Origin of the sequence: Raineyella fluvialis (assembly GCF_009646095.1) — a bacterium.
Lineage (GTDB): Bacteria > Actinomycetota > Actinomycetes > Propionibacteriales > Propionibacteriaceae > Raineyella > Raineyella fluvialis.
In genome coordinates this window covers 789,192-808,492 of sequence record NZ_CP045725.1, presented here as the reverse complement: position 1 = coordinate 808,492, position 19,301 = coordinate 789,192, and the positions used below count along the sequence as shown (strand labels likewise).

Annotated in this window: 19 protein-coding genes, 1 tRNA gene and 1 pseudogene; 15 read left to right on the top strand and 6 right to left on the bottom strand. The window is 71.1% G+C overall.

All coding sequences use genetic code 11. The features are described 5' to 3' along the window. Positions 1-22: 22 nt before the first annotated feature. Positions 23-541 (top strand): AMP-binding enzyme, encoded by a 519-nt coding sequence (locus Rai3103_RS18950; protein ID WP_422396033.1) that lies wholly within the window; start codon positions 23-25, stop codon positions 539-541. A gap of 74 nt (positions 542-615) precedes the next feature. After that, entirely contained in the window at positions 616-1,719 is a 1,104-nt protein-coding gene (locus Rai3103_RS03700; RefSeq protein WP_153571447.1) for a M20/M25/M40 family metallo-hydrolase, read from the top strand. A gap of 48 nt (positions 1,720-1,767) precedes the next feature. On the opposite strand, the gene Rai3103_RS03695 is transcribed toward Rai3103_RS03700, so the two are convergent. Continuing rightward, positions 1,768-3,591: a phosphoenolpyruvate carboxykinase (GTP) gene (locus Rai3103_RS03695; protein WP_153571446.1), complete on the bottom strand. Its 1,824-nt coding sequence runs from the start codon at positions 3,589-3,591 to the stop codon at positions 1,768-1,770. 331 nt (positions 3,592-3,922) lie between these two features. Between Rai3103_RS03695 and Rai3103_RS03690 the strand changes: the two genes are divergently transcribed. From Rai3103_RS03690 to Rai3103_RS03670, 5 genes are all read left to right on the top strand, one after another. Beyond that, positions 3,923-3,998: transfer RNA gene (locus Rai3103_RS03690), tRNA-Arg, on the top strand. 154 nt (positions 3,999-4,152) lie between these two features. Beyond that, on the top strand, positions 4,153-4,944 hold the full coding sequence (locus Rai3103_RS17385; protein ID WP_153571445.1) for an FAD-binding oxidoreductase: 792 nt from the start codon (positions 4,153-4,155) through the stop codon (positions 4,942-4,944). A gap of 104 nt (positions 4,945-5,048) precedes the next feature. Continuing rightward, positions 5,049-5,567 carry a BBE domain-containing protein gene (locus Rai3103_RS18675; protein ID WP_338420090.1) on the top strand — a complete coding sequence of 173 codons (519 nt, stop codon included), beginning with the start codon at positions 5,049-5,051 and terminating at the stop codon, positions 5,565-5,567. Positions 5,568-5,596: 29 nt separating this feature from the next. Beyond that, complete coding sequence (locus tag Rai3103_RS03675; RefSeq protein ID WP_153571443.1) at positions 5,597-6,244, top strand: precorrin-8X methylmutase; 648 nt, start codon at positions 5,597-5,599, stop codon at positions 6,242-6,244. Between the two features lie 14 nt (positions 6,245-6,258). Beyond that, positions 6,259-7,377, top strand: coding sequence for a cobalt-precorrin-5B (C(1))-methyltransferase (locus Rai3103_RS03670; RefSeq protein WP_153571442.1), 1,119 nt, complete (start codon positions 6,259-6,261; stop codon positions 7,375-7,377). Here the strand turns inward: Rai3103_RS03670 and Rai3103_RS03665 are convergent. From Rai3103_RS03665 to cobI, 4 genes and pseudogenes are all read right to left on the bottom strand, one after another. Continuing rightward, positions 7,374-8,648, bottom strand: coding sequence for a CbiX/SirB N-terminal domain-containing protein (locus tag Rai3103_RS03665; RefSeq protein ID WP_153571441.1), 1,275 nt, complete (start codon positions 8,646-8,648; stop codon positions 7,374-7,376). The two genes, Rai3103_RS03670 and Rai3103_RS03665, sit on opposite strands and share 4 nt — an antisense overlap. Continuing rightward, entirely contained in the window at positions 8,645-10,375 is a 1,731-nt protein-coding gene (gene cobJ / locus Rai3103_RS03660) for a precorrin-3B C(17)-methyltransferase (protein ID WP_153571440.1), read from the bottom strand. The genes Rai3103_RS03665 and cobJ overlap by 4 nt, the downstream gene beginning before the upstream one ends. Continuing rightward, positions 10,372-11,168 (bottom strand): annotated as a pseudogene (gene cobM, locus Rai3103_RS03655) (precorrin-4 C(11)-methyltransferase). The gene cobJ and the pseudogene cobM overlap by 4 nt, the downstream one beginning before the upstream one ends. An 11-nt stretch (positions 11,169-11,179) precedes the next feature. Continuing rightward, a complete protein-coding gene (cobI, locus tag Rai3103_RS03650) occupies positions 11,180-11,941 on the bottom strand; it encodes a precorrin-2 C(20)-methyltransferase (RefSeq protein ID WP_153571439.1) in 762 nt (253 codons plus the stop codon). Between the two features lie 89 nt (positions 11,942-12,030). On the opposite strand from cobI, the gene Rai3103_RS03645 reads away from it, so the two are divergent. Next, positions 12,031-12,513 (top strand): NUDIX hydrolase, encoded by a 483-nt coding sequence (locus tag Rai3103_RS03645; RefSeq protein WP_153571438.1) that lies wholly within the window; start codon positions 12,031-12,033, stop codon positions 12,511-12,513. On the opposite strand, the gene Rai3103_RS03640 is transcribed toward Rai3103_RS03645, so the two are convergent. Next, positions 12,500-13,141, bottom strand: a complete 642-nt coding sequence (locus tag Rai3103_RS03640; protein WP_153571437.1) for a DUF2461 domain-containing protein — start codon at positions 13,139-13,141, stop codon at positions 12,500-12,502. The two genes, Rai3103_RS03645 and Rai3103_RS03640, sit on opposite strands and share 14 nt — an antisense overlap. A gap of 201 nt (positions 13,142-13,342) precedes the next feature. Here Rai3103_RS03640 and Rai3103_RS03635 point away from each other — a divergent pair, with 201 nt between their 5' ends. The 7 genes from Rai3103_RS03635 (at position 13,343) to Rai3103_RS03605 (ending at position 19,289) form a co-directional block, all read left to right on the top strand. Then, a complete protein-coding gene (locus Rai3103_RS03635; RefSeq protein WP_153571436.1) occupies positions 13,343-13,549 on the top strand; it encodes a cold-shock protein in 207 nt (68 codons plus the stop codon). A 35-nt stretch (positions 13,550-13,584) separates the two neighbouring features. After that, the gene (locus tag Rai3103_RS03630; RefSeq protein WP_153571435.1) at positions 13,585-14,850 is read left to right on the top strand and encodes a winged helix-turn-helix domain-containing protein; all 1,266 of its coding nucleotides are present in this window, start codon (positions 13,585-13,587) and stop codon (positions 14,848-14,850) included. Between the two features lie 19 nt (positions 14,851-14,869). Beyond that, positions 14,870-15,799: an NADP-dependent oxidoreductase gene (locus tag Rai3103_RS03625; protein ID WP_228489136.1), complete on the top strand. Its 930-nt coding sequence runs from the start codon at positions 14,870-14,872 to the stop codon at positions 15,797-15,799. A 78-nt stretch (positions 15,800-15,877) separates the two neighbouring features. Continuing rightward, positions 15,878-16,327, top strand: coding sequence for a hypothetical protein (locus tag Rai3103_RS03620; protein ID WP_153571434.1), 450 nt, complete (start codon positions 15,878-15,880; stop codon positions 16,325-16,327). Continuing rightward, positions 16,327-16,512: a hypothetical protein gene (locus tag Rai3103_RS03615; protein WP_153571433.1), complete on the top strand. Its 186-nt coding sequence runs from the start codon at positions 16,327-16,329 to the stop codon at positions 16,510-16,512. The genes Rai3103_RS03620 and Rai3103_RS03615 overlap by 1 nt, the downstream gene beginning before the upstream one ends. Positions 16,513-16,585: 73 nt before the next feature. Beyond that, positions 16,586-17,890, top strand: coding sequence for a TrpB-like pyridoxal phosphate-dependent enzyme (locus Rai3103_RS03610; protein ID WP_153571432.1), 1,305 nt, complete (start codon positions 16,586-16,588; stop codon positions 17,888-17,890). A gap of 37 nt (positions 17,891-17,927) precedes the next feature. Next, entirely contained in the window at positions 17,928-19,289 is a 1,362-nt protein-coding gene (locus Rai3103_RS03605) for a dihydrolipoyl dehydrogenase family protein (protein WP_153571431.1), read from the top strand. The last annotated feature ends 12 nt before the right edge of the window (positions 19,290-19,301 follow it).

Genomic DNA, 19,301 nt, shown 5'->3' with positions numbered 1-19,301 from the left:
GGTGCCCACCGGCACCGAGGGCATGCTGGTGCTCAAGCGGCCGTGGCCGGCCATGCTGCGGACGCTCTACAAGGACGAGAAGCGCTACATCGACACGTACTGGTCGAAATACCCCGGCGCGTACCTCACCGGTGACTCGGCCCGGATCGACGAGGACGGCTACATCTGGATCGTCGGGCGCACCGACGACGTGATCAAGGTGTCCGGCCACCGGATCGGTACCGCTGAGGTCGAGGCGGCGATGAACTCGCACCCCGACGTGATCGAGTCGGCGGCCATCGGCCTGCCCCACGAGGTGAAGGGCCAGGGGATCCACGCCTTCGCGATCCTGCGGGCCGGTCTCAAGGGCTCCCCGGAGCTCGCCGAGGACATCCGCAGGCACGTCGCCCAGCACCTCAGCCCGATCGCCAAGCCGGACGTGATCGACTTCGTCGACTCGCTGCCGAAGACCCGCTCGGGCAAGATCATGCGCCGGGTGCTCAAGGCCCAGGCGCTCGGTGAGGACGTCGGCGACCTGTCGACGATGGACACCGGCGCCTGACCGTCAGGCTGGAGCCGGGTGGTGGCGGCGAGGTCGACCGTCACCACCCGGCAGGCCGAGTGGAGGGAGTCGCGATGGCGGCCCGGACGGCACTCGAGCGACTGCGTCAACTCGTGGAGGTGGAGACCCCTTCGTTCGACCCCGCCGCCAGCGCGGCGGTCACCGATCTCCTCGCCGGATGGTTCGCAGACGTCGGGGCGACGGTCGAGTTCGTCCGGAGCATCGCCGGCACGCACCTGCGCCTCGAGGTGGCCGGCGACGGCCGCGCGCCGCTGCTGCTGGTCGGCCACTGCGACACGGTCTGGCCGGTCGGCACCCTGGCCGACCGGATGCCATGGTCGGTCGAGGGTGACGTCGTACGGGGGCCCGGTGTCTACGACATGAAGGGCGGGCTCATCGTCATGCTGACCGCCCTGGAAGCGCTGCGCGCACGGGCGCACCGCCCGGTGCGCATCGTCATCGTGTGCGACGAGGAGGCCGGGTCACCGACCTCGCAGGACCTCGTCCGGGACTGCCTCGACGGGGTCGCCGGCGTGATCGGGTTCGAGTCGCCGCACGAGGACGGTGCGCTCAAGGTCGGCCGGCGGGGGAGCACCCGGGTCCGGCTCGTCGTACGGGGCAGGGCCGCGCACGCCGCGGTCGATCCGACGGCGGGGGTCTCCGCGATCGACGAACTGGTCGACCAGCTCGTCGGGATCCGGCGCCTGGTGGCGACGGCGAGTGCACGCAGCGAGGTTCTCTGCAACGTCGGCACCATCTCCGGTGGCGGGCGGGCCAACGTCGTGCCCGAGGCGGCGGAGTGTGAACTGGGGCTGCGGTTCCTCGATACGGCCACCGAGCACGACGTGCTCGCGGCCTTAGGGGCATTGCGTCCGATCCGTGCGGGTGCCCGACTCGAGGTGGACGTGCTCAGTCATCGACCCCCGTGGGCGCCGGGATCGGCGGATCGCGCCCTGGCGGCATCGATCGGTGCGATCGCGGCGGCCCTCGGCCTGCCGACGCCGGGGTACCGGAAGGCGGCAGGGGCGGGCGACACGAATCTCACCGGTGCGCTCGGCGTGCCGACCGTCGACGGCTTCGGCCCCCGCGGAGGCGGAGCCCATGCTCTCGACGAGCACATCCTCTTCTCCAGCCTGGTGCAGCGCAGCGCGCTACTGGTGGCCCTGTTGACGCGGTGACCCCCCGAGCCGGGGCCGTCGGCTCGAGGGGTCACGTCCAGGGAGGGGTCAGGCCTCCAGAGCGGCCTTCAGCTGGTCGAGGTCACTCCACAGCTGCTGCGGCAGGCGCTCGCCGAGCTTGGTGAACCACTCCTTGATCAGCGGGAGCTCACGCTGCCACTCCTCGGTGTCCACCTTGAGCACCTCGGCCATGGTGGCGTCGTCGACCTCGTCCTCGATCCCGGTGCGGTCGATCGCGTCGAGGGTCGGGACGTAGCCGATCGGCGTCCGGGCGGCGTCGGCGGTGCCCTCGAGGCGGCCGACGATCCAGGCCAGTACGCGGCTGTTGTCGCCGAAGCCCGGCCAGAGGAACTTGCCGTCCGCGGACTTGCGGAACCAGTTCACGTAGAACACCTTCGGCATGTGCGCGTTCTCGTGCAGCGACGGCATGTCCAGCCAGTGCTGGATGTAGTCACCGGCGTTGTAGCCGATGAAGGGCAGCATCGCCATCGGGTCGCGGCGGACGACGCCGACCGCACCGGTGGCGGCGGCGGTGGTCTCCGAGGAGCAGGTCGCCCCCATGAAGACGCCGTGCGCCCAGTCGGAGGTCTCGGTCACCAGCGGGACGGTGGTAGCGCGGCGGCCACCGAAGAGGATCGCGTCGATGCGGACGCCCTTGCCGTCGTTCCACTCGGCACCCAGCGTCGGAGCCTGCTCCATCGGGGTGGTGAAGCGGCTGTTCGGGTGGGCGGCCTTGGTCCCGGAGGCCGGGGTCCAGGGGTTGCCCTTCCAGTCGATCAGCTCGGCCGGCTTCTCGTCGGTCATGCCCTCCCACCACACGTCGCCGTCGAGCGTACGGGCGACATTGGTGAAGATCGAGTTGCCGATGTTGATCGTCTTCATGGCGTTCGGGTTGGACGACTCGCCGGTGCCGGGGGCCACGCCGAAGAAGCCGTTCTCCGGGTTGACGGCGCGCAGGTAGCCCTCCTCGTCGAAGCGCATCCAGGCGATGTCGTCACCGAGGGTCTCGGCCTTCCAGCCGGGCAGGGTCGGCTCGATCATGGCCAGGTTGGTCTTGCCGCAGGCGGACGGGAAGGCGCCGGCGATGTGGTAGACCTTGCCCGCCGGCGAGGTCAGCTTGAGGATCAGCATGTGCTCGGCGAGCCAGCCCTCGTCGCGGGCCATCACCGAGGCGATGCGCAGCGAGTAGCACTTCTTGCCCAGCAGGGCGTTGCCGCCGTAGCCGGAGCCGTACGACCAGATCGCGCGGTCCTCGGGGAAGTGGACGATGTACTTCTCGGTGTTGCACGGCCAGGCGACGTCGGCCTGGCCGGGCTCGAGCGGGTAGCCGACCGAGTGCAGGCAGGGGACGAACGCGCGGTCGCCGCCCTTGGTCATCGCCTCGAGCGGAGCCTTGCCCATCCGGGTCATGATCCGCATCGACATCGCGACGTAGGCCGAGTCGGAGATCTCCACGCCGAACGTCGGGTCCTCGGCGTCGATGGGGCCCATGCAGAACGGGATGACGTACATCGTCCGACCGTGCATGCAACCGCGGTAGAGCTCGGTGAGCGTGGCCTTCATCTCGGCCGGGTCGCGCCAGTTGTTGGTGGGGCCGGCGTCGGCCTCATTCTGCGAGCAGATGAACGTACGGTCCTCGACCCGGGCGACGTCGTCGGGGTCGGAGGCGAAGTAGTACGAGTTCTTCTTCTTGTCCTCGTTCAGGCGGATGGCAGTGCCGGCGGCGACGAGCTCGGCACCGAGGCGGTCGTACTCCTCCTGGGAGCCGTCACACCAGTAGATCGAGTCGGGTTCGGTCAGTGCCGCAACCTCGGAGACCCACTCCAGTAGGGCCTTATGGGTGGTGGGTGCCTGAGTGGTGTCAACGGACACGGTGCGCTCCTCATTGAGATGGATGAACCGGCTGGGACTAGGACAGATGCCTGTGGATGTTGGAGAGAGTCTAGGCCACTGCACCGACTGGTATTACAAGAGCTTATGCCAAAAGGTATACGTGAAACAGATCACAAGTGGCGTCGATCCCCGTCACCATGCGGGGTCCATCGGACGCAGGCGTGCCATTCCTCGGTGCAGGGGGCGGGTCCGGGCCTTGCCAGTGGACCACTGGTCCTGTTGACGTGGCGTGCCTGAGGTGCCGATTTGGCTTCGCTGCGGCGAAGGTCTATTGTTCTAACTCGTTGCAGGGAGCACCTGGAACGAGTAAGCGCCCGTAGCTTAACGGATAGAGCATCTGACTACGGATCAGAAGGTTGGGGGTTCGAATCCCTCCGGGCGCGCCAGATTGAAGCCCCTGTCGGAAAGCCTCGTGCCTGCCGGCGGGGGCTTTCTCGTCTCCCGGAGCGCCTGCTCCTTCTCAGCCTCTGCTTCGCCGACAAGGCCGATCCTGACAACACGGGGGTGTGACCCAGGTCACAGGTTCGAGGGAGTCGACACATGTCCGAATCGGCAGCGGTGGGGCTGACGATCAGCCCCGAATTCAAGGGACAACTCATCGGTCCGGGAGATCCGGACTACGACCGGGCCCGCGCGGTCTACAACGCATCGATCGACCGACGCCCCGCGCTGATCGTACGGCCCACGGGTGCGGCCGACGTCGCCGACGCCGTCGCGTACGCCCGCAGTTCCGGTCTGCCACTGGTCGTCAAATGTGGCGGACACGCCGTGGCCGGGACCTCGGCCAGCGATGGCGGTGTGCTGATCGACCTGTCCAGCCTCAAGGGCGTCCACGTCGACCCGCAGCGAGGCGTCGCCGTGGCCCAGGCCGGGGTGTTGTGGGGCGAATACGATCGCGAGACCACACTGCGTGGCCTGGCGACGCCCGGTGGGCGGGTGACGACGACGGGTCTCGGTGGTTTCACGCTCGGGGGTGGCTATGGCTGGCTGTCGCGCCGGCACGGTCTCGCCTGTGACAACCTGGTCGGCGCGGACGTCGTGACGGCTGACGGCCGGCTGGTCCACGCCTCGGAGACGGAGAACGCCGACCTGCTCTGGGGCTCCGGGGTGCCGGCGCCAACTTCGGAGTCGTCATGTCGTACGAACTGCGGGTGCACCCGATCGCTCCGCTGGTCCTCGCCGGCATGCTCGTGGTCCCCAACATGGACGACGGGTCCGCCGTCCAACTCCTGCAGGCCTACCGTGAATTCGCTGCCGCCGCCCCGGAGGACGTCTCCACCGCGACGGCCACGATCCTCGCCCCGCCGGCCGAGTTCGTGCCGCCGCCACTGATCGGGGCGCCCGTGCTGGCCTTCCTGGTCGGGCACTTCGGTGACCAGACGGAGGCCGCGGAGGCGCTGGCGCCGCTGCGGTCGGTCGTCGCCCAGGCCGGCGGGATGGACCTGGTCCAGCCGATGCCCTACACCACGTTCCAGGCCATCGTCGACGCCTTCAACCAGAAGGGTGGCCGCAACTACCACCGCGGCCTGCACCTGACCGGCTTCAGCGATGAGGTGATGGGGCCCTACCTCGCCGCCGGCCGCGACATCCACTCGCCGCTGACCCAGGGCCTCGTCTTCCAGAACGGTGGCGCCATCAGCCGCGTCGCCGAGGACGACACCGCGGCGGGGAACCGTGCGGCGCCATTCATGGCGCACCCGATCGCGTGCTGGCTGACGACGGCCGAGGACGCCTACGAATTGGACTGGGTGGCGAAGTTCTCGGCGGCGTTCGCACCGGCGACCACCGGCGGCACGTACCTCAACTTCGAGCCCGGAACCAGCCACCACGACCTGCTGGCCGGCTTCGGGCAGGACAAGTACTCCCGGCTCGTCGAGCTCAAGGGTCGCTGGGACCCGACCAACCTGTTCCGCTCCAACCACAACATCAACCCGGAGTTGGCACCGGCCGTCTGAGTACTACACCGTGTCGTTATAGTCGGGGGGTGGCCCCGACACCTGCCCTCCACCCCCCGTACGACTATCTGCGTGACGGCGCGGACATCTACCGGGAATCGTTCGCGATCATCCGCAGCGAGACGCGCCTGGAGCACCTGCCCGCGGACGTCGCCCATGTGGCCGTCCGGATGGTGCATGCCTCGGCCCAGCCGGACATCGTCGACGACCTGCGGTACTCGCCCGGGGTGGTCGCCGCGTGCCGTGAGGCCCTGGCCGCAGGGGCGCCGATCCTGTGCGACTCGACCATGGTGGCCCACGGGATCATCCGCTCCACGCTGCCGGCCGACAACGAGGTGATCTGCCGCCTCGCCGACCCCCAGCTGCCGGAGCTGGCCCGCCGCCTCGGCACCACGAAGGCCGCCGCGGCCATCGACCTGTGGGCCGAGCGCCTGGAGGGGGCGATCGTGGCGATCGGTAACGCCCCGACCGCTCTCTTCCACCTGCTCGAGACCATCGGCGCCGGTGGCCCCCGCCCGGCGGCGATCGTGGGGATCCCGGTCGGTTTCGTCGGGGCGGACCGCTCCAAGGAGGCCTTGGCCGCCAACCCCTGGGGCCTGGAATACCTCACGCTGCTCGGCCGACGGGGCGGGAGCGCGGTCGCGGCAGCAGCGGTCAACGCCATGTCGATCCGGTGAACCCTGTCGCTCCGATGACAGGGGGCCGGCGCGGGCAGCTGGAGACGTCCGGGCTGCGGCCCGGCTGGACCACCGGCGCCTGCGCCACCGCGGCCGCCACGGCGGCCTACGTCGCGCTGGTCGGCGCGGAGTTCCCCGACCCGGTGGTGGTCCGGCTCCCGCAGGGCCGTACGCCTGCCTTCGCGCTCACCCGCCACCACCTGGACCGTGACGACAACGGCCGGGTCGTCGCCGCGACCGCGGCCGTCACGAAGGACGCCGGGGACGACCCGGACGTCACCCACGGCGCGGTCGTCGAGGTGACCGTACGATCCCTGCCGACGGGGGAGGGGGTCGTCTTCCGCGCCGGCCCGGGGGTCGGCACGATCACCCGGGCGGGGCTGCAGCTGACGGTGGGGGAGCCCGCCATCAATCCGGCACCCCGGGCGATGATCCGGGACAACCTGGCGGTGGTGGCCGGGGGGCGTACGCCCGACCTCGAGGTGAGCGTCGGCATCGTCGACGGTGAGGAACTGGCCTCGCACACCCTCAACGGGCGCCTCGGCATCGTCGGCGGCCTGTCGGTGCTGGGGACGACCGGCGTGGTGATCCCGTACTCCTGTTCGGCCTGGATCGACAGCATCCGGCTGGGCATCGACGTCGCCCGGGCCCGTGGGCTCACCCACGTCGCCGCGACCACCGGGTCGACGTCGGAGCGGACCGTCCGTGACCTCTATCGCCTGCCCGAGGTGGGCCTGCTCGACATGGGCGACTTCGCCGGGGCCGTGCTCAAGCACCTGCGCCGCCACCCGGTGGAGCGCCTGACGTTGTGCGGGGGCTTCGCCAAGTTCGCCAAGCTGGCCGACGGCCATCTCGACCTGCACTCCGGCCGGTCCCGGCTGGACCTCTCCTTCCTGGGGCGGCTCGCCGCCGTCGCCGGAGCGGATCCCGGCGTCGCTGAGGCCGTCGCCGCCAGCGGGACCGGGCTGCAGGCCCTGCATGTCGCCACGGCCGCCGGCGTACCGCTCGGTGACGCCGTCGCGCTCGCCGCGCGGGACCAGGCCAAGCGGATCCTGGACGAGGCGCCGGTGCGGGTGGACGTGGTGTGCGTCGACCGGGCGGGAGCGGTGGTCGGCCGCTGCGCCCCCGCCTAGTCCAACGGATCCGGGACCGGCAGCGTACGGACCGTCTCGACCAGCGCGTCGCGGACCGCCGCCGTCCGTCGGGGTTCGCGCCGGCCCACCACACCGACGAGCAGTCCGGCACTGCGCCCCGTCGCCGGTGTCCAGGCACTGCCACCGCCCGCGTGGTCCCCGCGGACACAGAAGGCGTGCGCCGTCTCGGCCTCCGTCGCCACCCGGGTGTTCACCCCCGGGTCGTCGCTGAGCGCGAGCACGTACCAGGCTTCGCCGACGTCACCGGCCCGGTATGCCCGGGCCGACCAGGTGATCCGCCCGGCCAGTTCCAGCGCGGAGAGCACCGCGGTCAGCGTCGGGGACACCACCCGGACCCGGGCACCGGCATCGAGCAGCGCCATGACCCGGCGTTCCGCGACCCGGCCGCCGCCGACGATGAGGACGTCCCGACCGCGCAGCACCAGCCCACTGAGATAGACAGGTGTCGAACCGGCGTCGTCCAGCCGTCTGGCCTCCGCCCGGTAGCGCTCGGCCACGACGGCGGCCAGTTCGGCGCAGGGGCCGATCACCTCGGCGACGCGGACCTCGGGCCCGTTAGGGTGGTGACTTCTCCATCCGGCGGTCTGTTCGCGGGTCCAGGTGCGCATCGCTCCGGGAAAGAGGAAGTTCGGAACGACGACGATCTGCTTCGCGCCGAGCAGCGCGGCCTGGTCCAGTGCGGCGGGTAGATCCGGGCCGGTCACCTGGATGAACGCGGGCAGCACCCGGTCGAAGCCACCCTCCTCCTCCACCAGGCGCGCCAGGGCGACGTGCTGGGCGTTGGTCTCGGCAATGCTGCACCCGCGCCCGACCAGCACGATGGTGGTCGACGCCGCGGACCAGTCGCCGAGCACGGCGCGGATTCGGTCCAGCGTGAGGGTCCGCAGGAGGGGGTCCGGGCCGAGGTGGGGGGCGTACGCCACCGTGCTGCCGGGCACGCGGGTGCGGCCGACCTCGATCGCCTCGGGGATGTCGCGGCGGACATGGCCGCCGCTGCCCAGCATCAGCGGGACCACCACCACCCTGCCCGCACCGCTGCTCGCCGCGGCGGCCACCGCGTCCGCGATACCGGGTGCGGTGAGTTCCACGAACCCGAGGCCGACGTCGATGCCGGGCAGCGCCTCGCGGACCCGGTCGGCCAGCGCGCGAGCCGCGGCGGCTCCCTCCGGATCGCGGGTGCCGTGGGCGGCGATGACCAGTGGTGGACGGGCGGTGCGGGCCGCCTCGCGGGCCCTCTCGACGATGGTCATGGCCTCATCCAGGTGTAGTCGCGGGGAGTGACCATGACTTTCTCACCGGCGCCGCTGGTGGTGTAGCGGGTCGTCGAGGAGCCGACGACGACGAGTGAGTTCATGTCCACCCAGGTCGGGTCGAACGTCTCCATCGTCGCCAGGTACGTCCGCTGGTCCGGCCGGCAGGCCTCGTGCACCGCGGCGACGGGGGTGTCGGCGGGTCGGTGCGCACCGAGGATCTCCAGGGCACGGGGCAGTTGGGTGGTCCGGGTGCGGCTGCGTGGGTTGTACAGCACCACGACGAAGTCGCCCTCCGCGGCGGCCTGCAGCCGCCGTTCGATGGTCGGCCAGTCGGTGTGCAGATCGGACAGCGACAGCGTGACGTGGTCGTGGCCGAGCGGCGCGCCGAGGATCGCCGACACGGCGAGGCTCGCGGTCACCCCCGGGACGATCTCCACGTCGACACCCTCGGTGCCCTGCTCCAGGACGGGGCTGGCCATCGCGTAGAGGGCCGGGTCACCGGAGCAGACGAGCGCGACCCGGCGCCCCTCCCGGGCCGCGGCGATGGCGTAGGCGCTCCGGGCCTCCTCGGTGCCCATCCCCGATGCGTACACCGTGGTGCCGGGGCTCAGCAGGTCGCGGACCTGGTCGACATAGGGTGCGTAGCCGACGACGACGCTTGCCGAGGTGACGGCGTGCCGGGCCCGGGGCGTGATCAGGTCACGGGCGCCGGGCCCGAGGCCGACGACACTCAGCTGCCCGCGCGGCGCGACCCGGCCGATCGCGCAGGTGGCGTCGGCGGTGCGGCGCTTGCTGATGACCAGGTCCGCGCCATGGGCCAGGACCGACGCCTCGGCGACGCTCGGGGTGCCGACGTGTCCGTCGACCACGGGGCTGGGGTGCGGGACGGACTGGGCGGCCAGCATGTCGGCGGTGTACGTCACCAGGGGGACGCCCAGGCGCGCGGCCAGTGCCACCAGTCCGGGCTCGGAGGCCTTGACGTCGACGCTGGCCAGGGCGCCGATGCTGTCCTGGGCCAGGCCCGCCTCCTCGAGGGTGGTGGCGAGCAGGCCGGCCAACTGCTCCTCGGTGGTGCCGCGGTTGCAGCCCATTCCGGCCACCAGCGACCGGGGGTGCACCACCACCTCGGGCAGCCCCGCGCCGGCAGAGGGCCCCTTGGCGAGGTCGGTGACGACCACATGGGCACGTGGGGACTCGCAGTCCTCGGAGACGTTGTCCGGCAGCGGTGGCAGTGGCCAGGGGCTGGTCCGGTCGAGCCGTACGGGCCTGCCGTCGAGGATCGCCCGGGTCACCCGGGCCAGATCACCGGACCAGGGCCAGCCCAGCATGTCGAGCGCCGGCAGCCCGAGGGCGTCGGTGGCGGTGGTCAGGACGGGGACGGCACCCATCCCGTCGGCGAGGACCCGGGCCAGGGCGTTCGCCGCGCCGGAGTGACCGCCGACCACGGGGATCGCGAACCTGCCTGCCTCGTCGAGCACCACCACGCCCGGATCGTGGGTCTTGTCGACCAGCAGCGGAGCGATGATCCTTGTCGTCGCCCCCAGCGCCAGATGGCTGACGATCAGATCGCAGGAATGCCAGGCCGCGGGCAGCCCGGTCGAGGCCGGTCCGTCGAACCGCAGCGTCTCCCGCTCGAGGATCTGGTCGATCCGGTCGGCGTGGCGCCGCGTGGCGGGGCTGTTGGTCACCTGGCCGATGCGGGCGGCTGCGACTTCCCGGCTCATACGCGGGTCTCCTTCGGGGTCAGGGTGGCGGCGGCCGATGGGTCCGCGGCCCGGTAGGCGTGGCGGAACCCTGGGTGGTAGAGGTGGCTGCGGGTGCCGCTCGGCCCCTCGCGGAGGGCGGGGCCGACGAGGACGACCGTGTGCTTCCACAGCTTGTGCTCGCGCATCGTCGCGGACAGTTCGCTCAGCGCGCAGCGCAGCATGAGCTCGTCCGGCCAGGTGACCCGGTAGCCGATGATGCACGGGGTGTCCGCCGGGTAGCCGCCGGCCAGCAGTTCCTCCTGGAGCACCTTGTTGCGGGCCGCCGAGAGGTAGAGCGCCATCGTGGTGCCGTGCTCGGCGAAGGACCGTACGGTCTCTCGGTCCGGCATCGGCGTCCGGCCACCCTCGAGGCGGGTGAGGACCAGGGACTGCGAGACCTGGGGGACGGTGATCTCCACGTCGGCGCGCGCCGCGGCGGCCGAGAACGCCGACACGCCGGGGACGGTCTCGTAGCCGATCCCGATCTCGTCGCAGAGCTCGCGTTGCTCGCCCATCGCGCCGTAGATCGACGGGTCGCCGGTGTGCACCCGGGCCACGAGCAGGCCTTCGTCGCGGGCGCGCTCGAGGGTGGGACGCAGCGCCTCCAGGGGAGGGCCGCCGAGTCGATGATCTCGGCGTCGGGCCGTGCGGCGGCGACGATGTCGGGGTGGACGAGGCTGGAGGCCCAGATGACGATGTCGGCCTCGGCCACGACCCGTGCGCCGCGGACGGTGATCAGGTCCGCCGCGCCGGGACCGGCGCCGACGAACACCACGAGCCCGGTCACAACCGGCCCCCCGTCGTGGGGCGGGCGGGGGTGACGAGGACCGTACTGAAGTAGGGCGCGGCCTCGCGGGCCGCCGGGTCCTTGCCGTCCCTCAGCACTTCCCCGGCCAGCCCGACATCGGTGCCGATCGTCACGTCGTGCTCGGGGCGGGTCGCCGCGATGGCGTCCAGGACCTCGGGCAGGTGCCGGCCGGCCTTGTAGGCGACCACGGTGTCGGCCGTCTCCAGTGCGGCGGTCAGCACGTCGACCCCGCCGGTGACCGGGACCAGGGCCAGCACTTCGCGGCCTTCCACCAGCGGCGTACGCCCCGCCGCCGCCAGCGCCTGCATGGCGGTGATGCCGGGAACGACCTCGATCCGCAGGTCCTCGATCTCGCCGGCGACCTCCGCGGCGAGATAGCTGAAGGTGGAATACACGCTGGGGTCGCCGACCGTGGCGAAGCACACCGTCCGGGCACCCTCGCGGAAGGCCCGCACCGCAGCGTCGCGGGACTCCGCCCAGGCGGCCCGGCGCTCCGGCCCGACACCGCTGCGCTCCCGCATGCTGAAGGGTGTGGCGACGATCCGTCCGGCGGCGGACGGGACGGCGGTCGTGACGATCGTGTCGGCGCGTCCGGCGGTGTTCGCCGACCGCTCGGTCCGGGGCACGAGGATGATGTCGGCCTCCTCGAGGGCCCGGACCGCTTTCACCGTGATGAGTTCGGGATCGCCCGGGCCCACTCCCACGCCGACCAGCCGCGGCTCGTGCAGTGCCTCCACATCGTCTCCTCACGTCGCCCTCGATGTCGGGCCCATCCTACGTGAGGAGTACTACAGGTTACGGAGTCTGGTCGTCGTACCCTCAGCTGGTGCCATACGCTCCCGTCCTCACCACCCTTGCCTACGTCGTCCGTGACGGCCGGGTGCTCATGTGCCACCGGATCGCGCGGGAGTCCGACGAGCAGTACGGCAAGTGGAACGGCCTGGGCGGCAAGGTCGAGCAGGGCGAGGACGCGGGTGCCTGCATCATCAGGGAGTTGCGGGAGGAGGCGGGGATCGTCCCGACCGCGATGACCCTGCGGGGCACGCTGAACTGGCCCGGATTCTCCGGCCCCGAGGGGCACGTGTTCGGTCTCGTCTTCCTGGTCACCGACTTCGACGGCGAGCCGCCGGAGCGCAACGCCGAGGGCGAGTTGGCCTGGGTCCCGCTGGAGGACCTGATGGGGCTGGACATGTGGGAGGGTGACCGCCACTTCCTGCCGCTGCTCTTCGACGACGATCCGCGGCCGTTCCACGCGGTCATCCCGTACGACGGGGGACGACCCACCGGCGCGACCGTCACTCGGATCTGAGCGTCCCCTCCAGGGCGGGTGACACCCAGGTGACCAGGGGGCGTAGTTCCTCCCAGTCGTCGCGCACCCGGTCGACCAGGTCGGCCGAGAAGACCACCTCGTCCTCGACCTGACGGGCCGCCGAGAGGGTCTTGTGACGCAGCAGGTCGATCCGGGGGTGGTCGACGCTCCAGCCCTTCGGTGCGGTCTTCAGTGTGTCCCCGCCGATCTGCCAACCGTCCTCGCGCAACGCCGCCACGATCGCCTCGAGTTCCTCGCCGTCCTCGTCGATCCGCTCCCGCAATGCGGCGAGACCCTCGGACGAGGCGTGGTAGAAGCCGGCGCCGGTGTGCATCCCGAGGGCGGAGAGCTCCAGGTACCAGCCGGTCGCGGGCGCCGTCCCCACGTACGCGCCCAGGTGGGTCTTGTACGGGGACTTGTCGTTGCTGAACCGGACATCCCGGTTGGGGCGGAAGACCTTCGCGTCGCCGAAGGCATCGGTCAGCTCGGCGAGGAGGGCCTCCATCGGCGCGCGGACCGCCTGCTCGTACGTCTCCCGATGGGCCTGCCAGTACGCCCGGGAGTTGTCGGCCTCCAGCCCGCGATAGAACTCGAGGGCGACCGGGGCGAAGCCGCGGAACGGTGTCATGGGACCACTGTTGCACCAGGATTAGGTCCATGACCCCTACGGTTGTAGGATGAATCACAGTTGTGCGGTTCGCAGTATCTGGACAAGCAGGACACCCAGCCAGGGTGGACAGTCTTTCTGGGAAGGCGTCTGACCAGCATCACCCCACTGGGTGGTACGATCTGCCCAGTAAAACCTCCCATCTGAAGGACATAGATTTACATGAACACCGGTACCGTCAAGTGGTTCAACGCCGAGAAGGGCTTCGGCTTCATCGCACCCGAGGACGGCTCCCCCGACGTTTTCGCTCACTTCTCCGCCATCAACTCCAACGGCTACCGCTCGCTCAACGAGGGCGATCGGGTCGAGTTCGAGACCGTCGAGGGCCCCAAGGGCATGCAGGCGGCCAACATCTCCGTGATTCGCTGACCTCCGCGTCACGTATCCCTGAAGGCCCCCGGTCAATGACCGGGGGCCTTCGGCGTCCTCCCGCGGGGATCGTGTCGCTCCCGGCGGCGCGGCGGATCGCCCTGGCTGCGCAGGGCTTCGGCGCGGCCCGTCCGTTGGCCGGGCCGGTGACGATGCGCCACCTCCAGCGCATCCTCGACCGGGTCGCGCAATTCCAGATCGACTCCGTCAACGTCGTGCAGCGGGCCCACTACCTGCCTCTCTTCAGCCGCCTCGGACCGTACGACACCGGCCTGCTCGATCGGGCGGGAGGGGCCGCGCCGCGCCGCCTCTTCGAGTACTGGGGCCACGCGGCGAGCCTGGTCGACGTACGGCTCGAGCCGTCGTTGCGCTTCCGGATGGCCCGGGCCGAGGACGAGGCCTGGGGCGGCATGCAGCGGGTCCGCCACGAGCATCCCGAGCTCGTGGCCGCCGTGCTCGCCGAGGTCGGCAGGGGGCCCGGCACCGCCCGGCAGCTCGAGGTCCGACTGGCCGACGAGGTCCCCGTGCCGGGAGGGCGCCCGCCGCGCTGGGGCTGGAACTGGTCGGAGGTCAAGGCCGCCACCGAGTGGCTGTTGTGGTCGGGGCAGATCTCGGTCGCCCGTCGTACGCCACAGTTCGAGCGGGTCTTCGACCTGCCAGCAAGGGTGTTGCCGGGCGACGTGGCGAGCGCCCTCACGCCGACGGATCCCGAAGCGGTCGTCACACTGGTCCGTCGGGCGGCGGCAGCCCTGGGCATCGGCTCGCTGGGCTGCCTGACCGACTACTTCCGGCTCGACCGCGCGGAGACCGCGGCGGCGGTCGCCGCGCTCGAGCAGTCCGGGGAGCTGATCCCGGTTGAGGTGCCCGGGTGGACCCGGCAGGCGTGGCTGTGGCACGAGGCCCGGCGCCCGCGGCGGATCGAGGCCTCGGCCGTGGTGAGCCCGTTCGACTCCCTGGTCTTCGAGCGTCGCCGGCTGCGGGGGCTGTTCGATTTCGACTACGGCCTGGAGATCTATGTCCCCGGGCCGCGCCGCCGGTACGGCTACTACGTCTACCCGTTCCTGCTCGGTGAGCGGCTGGTCGCCCGGGTCGACATCAAGGCCGACCGGCAAACCGGCGAGCTGGTCGTCCGGTCCGCCTGGCTGGAGGAGGGCACTGACCCGGCGGTGGTCAGTCCCGCGCTGCTCGGAGAGCTGGAGCTGATGGCCGCGTGGCTCGGCCTTGGTGCCGTCCGGACGGTTCCTCCGGCGGAGTGGAGGCTTCCGGGCAACGGGCGTCCGCTGCCTTTACTTCGCATGTGACCAGGATCACCATGGGGGTGTGGTGAAGCACTGGGTCGTTGCGCTCCGGGACGGGGCGCCGGCCTTCGAGTTCGTCGAGGTCGAGGTGCCAGTTCCCGGACCCGGCGAACTGACCGTCGAGATCAGGGCGGCGGGCATGAACCCCGCCGACCTGCTCACCCTCCGCGCCGACCCCGCCAGGCTCCCGTTGCCGGTGGGGGCCGAGGCGGCGGGCGTGGTGACCGCCGTGGGGCCCGATACCCGCATCGCTTCCGGTCCGGTCGCCGTCGGTGATGCGGTGCTGGTGCACCCTGCCCGCGGTGCGTGGAGTGAGGCGATCACCGTGCCCGGCGACGACGTCCTGGCCAAGCCGGGCGATCTCTCCTTCCCGGCTGCGGCGAATCTCCTGCTGGCCGGGACGACGGCGTACGAGGCGCTCCACGCCGTGACCGTCGGTCCCGGGGGCACGCTCCTGGTGCACGGAGCCTCGGGTGCGGTCGGCACCATGCTGGTCCAGTTGGCGGTCGCCGGTGGGGTCCATGTCCTCGGCACGACGTCGGCCCAGCACGCGCACCTCGTCAGTTCCAGCGGTGGTGAGCCGGTGACGTACGGGCCAGGACTGGCGGATCGGGTCCGGGCGATGGCGCCCGAGGGCATCGCGGCAGCTGTCGACTGCGTGGGCACCGACGAGGCGGTCGACGTCTCCCTCGAGCTCTTGGGCGACCCGGATCGGCTCGTCACCGTCAAGGCCTTCGCGCGGGCGGAGCAGGACGGCTTTCGGGCGCTGAGGGGTTTCCTGCCCCAGAGTGCTGCCTATCGACGGCGCATCCGCCAGGAACTCGTCGACCTCGCGGCGGCCGGCACCGTCGTGGTTCACGTGGCCGCGACCTATCCACTGGCCGAGGCCGAGGAGGCGATCGCGCGTCTCGCCTCGGGCCATGCGGGTGGGAAGTTGGCCCTCGTCCCGTGAAGTGCTCGGTGAGCTGGGGTCCGGCTGTGGCGCGTGTCACGATGGAAGGGTCTCAACGTTCGAAGTGAGGAGAGACCCATGCGCAGCTGGAACATCGCTCACGCCGTGGAGGGACTGCGCGACATCGCGCTGGACGGCACCCTGGCCTTCACGTCCGCGGGGCGGATGGCCGCCCGCGCCGGAGGCCGTGCCCGCCACCCCGAGGCGGCGATCGCCACCGTGGTGCGCCGACACGCCAACGGGGTGGCGGTCGGCGGCTTCCTGACCGGTCTGGGGGGATTCCTCACGCTGCTCGTCGCGCTGCCGGTGAACGTCGTGGAGTTCCACCTGCAGGCGATCCGAATGGTGGGGGCGATCGCGCGGCTGCGCGGCTACGACCTGACCGATGAGCGGGTGCGCACAGCCGTGCTGCTCAGCGTGGCCGGCGACGACTCCCACGCCATCCTCCGACAGGCGGGTCTGGGTCTGGGCGGTATCTCCGGGCGGCTCACCGACCAATTGACCGGCCGGATGCCCCCGGGGCCCTGATGCTGGTCAACAAGGCGGTGGGCTTCCGACTGCTGCGGCGGTTCGTGGAGGGTGGACTGGTGCACTTCGGGCGAGTGATCCCGGCCTTCGGCGGCATCGTCGGGGCAGCCTACGACGTGCGTCAGGTGCGTCGGATCGCCGCAGCGGCACGCCGCAACTTCCCGCCGCTCGTCGATCCGGCCTGAAGTCGAGGGGTGCACTCGCCGATGTCTGGGCTGCTGGCTAGAGTCAGGCTACCGATCCACGGAAGGATTCCTCGTGAGCGAGCTCGTCACCCCGCGCCAACTGGAGCCGCTGGGCTTCGCCGTACCGTCGACCGTCCCGACCCACTGGTACAACCTGGCGGCTGACCTCCCCGAGCCGGTGCCGCCGCACCTCCACCCGGGCACGCGCGAGCCGCTCACGCCGGACGACCTCGCCCCGCTGTTCCCGATGAGCCTGATCGCCCAGGAGGTCTCCACCGAGCGCTGGATCGAGATCCCGCAGACGATCCGGGAGATCTACGCCGGCTGGCGTCCCTCGCCCCTGGTGCGAGCCCATCGCCTGGAGCGCGCCCTCGGCACCAAGGCCCACGTCTACTACAAGTACGAAGGCGTCTCGCCGGCCGGCTCCCACAAGCCCAACTCCGCGGTCGCCCAGGCCTACTTCAACGCCGCCGAGGGCATCACCCGCCTCACCACCGAGACCGGAGCCGGGCAGTGGGGCGCCTCGCTGTCGATGGCCTGCGCCCTGCTCGGGCTGGAGTGCGAGGTCTGGCAGGTACGGGCGTCGTACGACAGCAAGCCGTACCGCCGGATGCAGATGGAGACGTACGGCGGGACCTGCCACTCCTCGCCCTCGGACCTGACCAAGGCCGGCCGGGAGCTGCTGGAGAAGTACCCGGAGACGACCGGCTCGCTCGGCATGGCGATCTCCGAGGCGGTGGAGTCGGCCGTCGAGGACCCGAACGCCCACTACGCCCTCGGCTCGGTGCTCAACCACGTGATGCTGCACCAGACGGTGATCGGCCAGGAGGCGCTGGTTCAGTTGGAGGAGGCGAACGAGCGCCAGGCCGACATCGTCTTCGGCTGCGCCGGTGGCGGCTCCAACCTCGCCGGGCTCTCCTTCCCCTTCATCGGGCGCAACCTCCGCGAGGGGTCCACCACCCAGGTCGTCGCCTGCGAGCCGGCGGCGTGCCCCAGCCTCACCCAGGGGGAGTACCGCTACGACTTCGGTGACGTGGCCGGCATGACACCGCTGCTGAAGATGTACACGCTGGGGCGTGACTTCGTCCCACCGGCCATCCATGCGGGCGGTCTGCGCTACCACGGCATGTCGCCGATGGTCTCCCACGCGGTCAACCTCGGCCACATCTCGGCGATCGCCGTCGACCAGGACACGGCGTTCACGGCGGGCATCGAGTTCGCCCGGGCCGAGGGCATCATCCCGGCGCCGGAGTCCTGCCACGCCGTCGCCGGCGCGATGGATTACCTGCGCACCTCCGCTGAAGACGGTGAGGTCGTCGTGATCGGCCTGTCCGGCAACGGGGTGCTGGACCTGGCGGCGTACGAGCAGTACGTCTGAGCTTGTCGCCGAAGCCAGTCGGGAAAGGAACCGGCCGATGTCCGAGCATGCTGACGTCATCGTCATCGGGATGGGACCCGGAGGGGAGTCCGTCGCGTCGCAACTGGCCGGCGCCGGGCTCTCCGTGGTCGGCATCGAGAGGCGGCTCGTGGGTGGGGAGTGTCCCTACTACGGGTGTATCCCGACCAAGATGATGGTGAGGGCCGCTGATGTCCTCGCCGAGGGCCGCCGGATCCCCGACCTGGCCGGCACGTCCTCGGTCCGGGCGGACTTCGGTCCTGTCGCCGCCCGGATCCGCGCCGAGGCCACCGACGACTGGGACGACCGGGTGGCGGTGGAACGCTTCGAGAAGGCCGGCGGGACCTTCGTCCGCGGCACGGGGCGGCTCACCGGTCCGTCGACGGTCGTCGTCGGGGACCGGGAGTACGTCGCCGCTCGGGCGATCGTCCTCAACACCGGCACTGAGCCGTCCATTCCGCCGATCCCCGGACTGGCCGGCACACCGTACTGGACCAACCGGGAGGCCGTCGCGGTCGAGACGGCACCCGAGTCGCTGATCGTCCTCGGTGGCGGGGCGATCGGACTCGAGCTGGCGCAGGCCTTCGCCCGCTTCGGCACCCGGGTCGACGTCGTGGAGTCCGCCGAGCGCCTGCTCCCGCCCGAGGAGCCCGAATCCAGCCGGCTGGTCGAGGACGTCCTGGTCGGCGAGGGCATCGGCGTGCACACCGGCACCGCTGCCGAGTCGGTGCGACACGACGGACACTCGTTCACCGTGACGGCCGGTGGCGCCGAGTTCATCGCTCGGCACCTGCTGGTCGCCACCGGACGACGGGTGGACCTCGCCGGTCTCGGCCTCGCGGCGATCGGCGTCGACACCAACGCGCGCTCGGTGGAGACCGACGCCCACCTGAGGGTGGTCGATGGGGTCTACGCCATCGGCGACATCACCGGGCACGGCGCCTTCACCCACATGTCCATGTACCAGGCCGGCATCGTGGCCCGCCACATCCTCGGTTCCGGTGACGGTGCCGCGTCGGCGGAGTACCACGCCGTCCCGCGGGTGACGTTCACCGACCCCGAGGTGGGGTCGGTCGGGCTCACCGAGAAGCAGGCCCGGGACCAAGGGCTGCCGGTGGCCACTGCGCTGTCGAGGATCCCCGATTCCACCCGCGGCTGGATCCACAAGGTCGGCAACCAGGGGCTGATCAAGCTGGTCGCCGACACCGATCGTGGGATCCTCGTCGGCGCCACCGCCGCGGGGCCGTCCGGCGGCGAGGTACTGTCGATGCTCACCCTGGCGGTGCACGAACGCACCCCGGTGAGCCGGTTGCGCGAGATGATCTACGCCTATCCGAGCTTCCACCGGGCTGTCGAGGACGCCGTCCGGCAGTTGCCCTGACCGGCCCACCAG

Bases quoted from the DNA above. Each gene is read 5' to 3' on its own strand.
- Rai3103_RS03640 (WP_153571437.1), bottom strand. From the start codon at position 13,141: ATGACACCGTTCCGCGGCTTCGCCCCGGTCGCCCTCGAGTTCTATCGC.
- Rai3103_RS03700 (WP_153571447.1), top strand. From the start codon at position 616: ATGGCGGCCCGGACGGCACTCGAGCGACTGCGTCAACTCGTGGAGGTG.
- Rai3103_RS03630 (WP_153571435.1), top strand. From the start codon at position 13,585: ATGACCGGGGGCCTTCGGCGTCCTCCCGCGGGGATCGTGTCGCTCCCG.
- Rai3103_RS18950 (WP_422396033.1), top strand. From the start codon at position 23: ATGCTGGTGCTCAAGCGGCCGTGGCCGGCCATGCTGCGGACGCTCTAC.
- Rai3103_RS03635 (WP_153571436.1), top strand. From the start codon at position 13,343: ATGAACACCGGTACCGTCAAGTGGTTCAACGCCGAGAAGGGCTTCGGC.
- Rai3103_RS18675 (WP_338420090.1), top strand. From the start codon at position 5,049: ATGGACCTGGTCCAGCCGATGCCCTACACCACGTTCCAGGCCATCGTC.
- Rai3103_RS03605 (WP_153571431.1), top strand. From the start codon at position 17,928: ATGTCCGAGCATGCTGACGTCATCGTCATCGGGATGGGACCCGGAGGG.
- Rai3103_RS03615 (WP_153571433.1), top strand. From the start codon at position 16,327: ATGCTGGTCAACAAGGCGGTGGGCTTCCGACTGCTGCGGCGGTTCGTG.
- Rai3103_RS17385 (WP_153571445.1), top strand. From the start codon at position 4,153: ATGTCCGAATCGGCAGCGGTGGGGCTGACGATCAGCCCCGAATTCAAG.
- Rai3103_RS03670 (WP_153571442.1), top strand. From the start codon at position 6,259: ATGACAGGGGGCCGGCGCGGGCAGCTGGAGACGTCCGGGCTGCGGCCC.
- cobJ (WP_153571440.1), bottom strand. From the start codon at position 10,375: ATGAGCCGGGAAGTCGCAGCCGCCCGCATCGGCCAGGTGACCAACAGC.
- Rai3103_RS03620 (WP_153571434.1), top strand. From the start codon at position 15,878: ATGCGCAGCTGGAACATCGCTCACGCCGTGGAGGGACTGCGCGACATC.
- Rai3103_RS03665 (WP_153571441.1), bottom strand. From the start codon at position 8,648: ATGACCATCGTCGAGAGGGCCCGCGAGGCGGCCCGCACCGCCCGTCCA.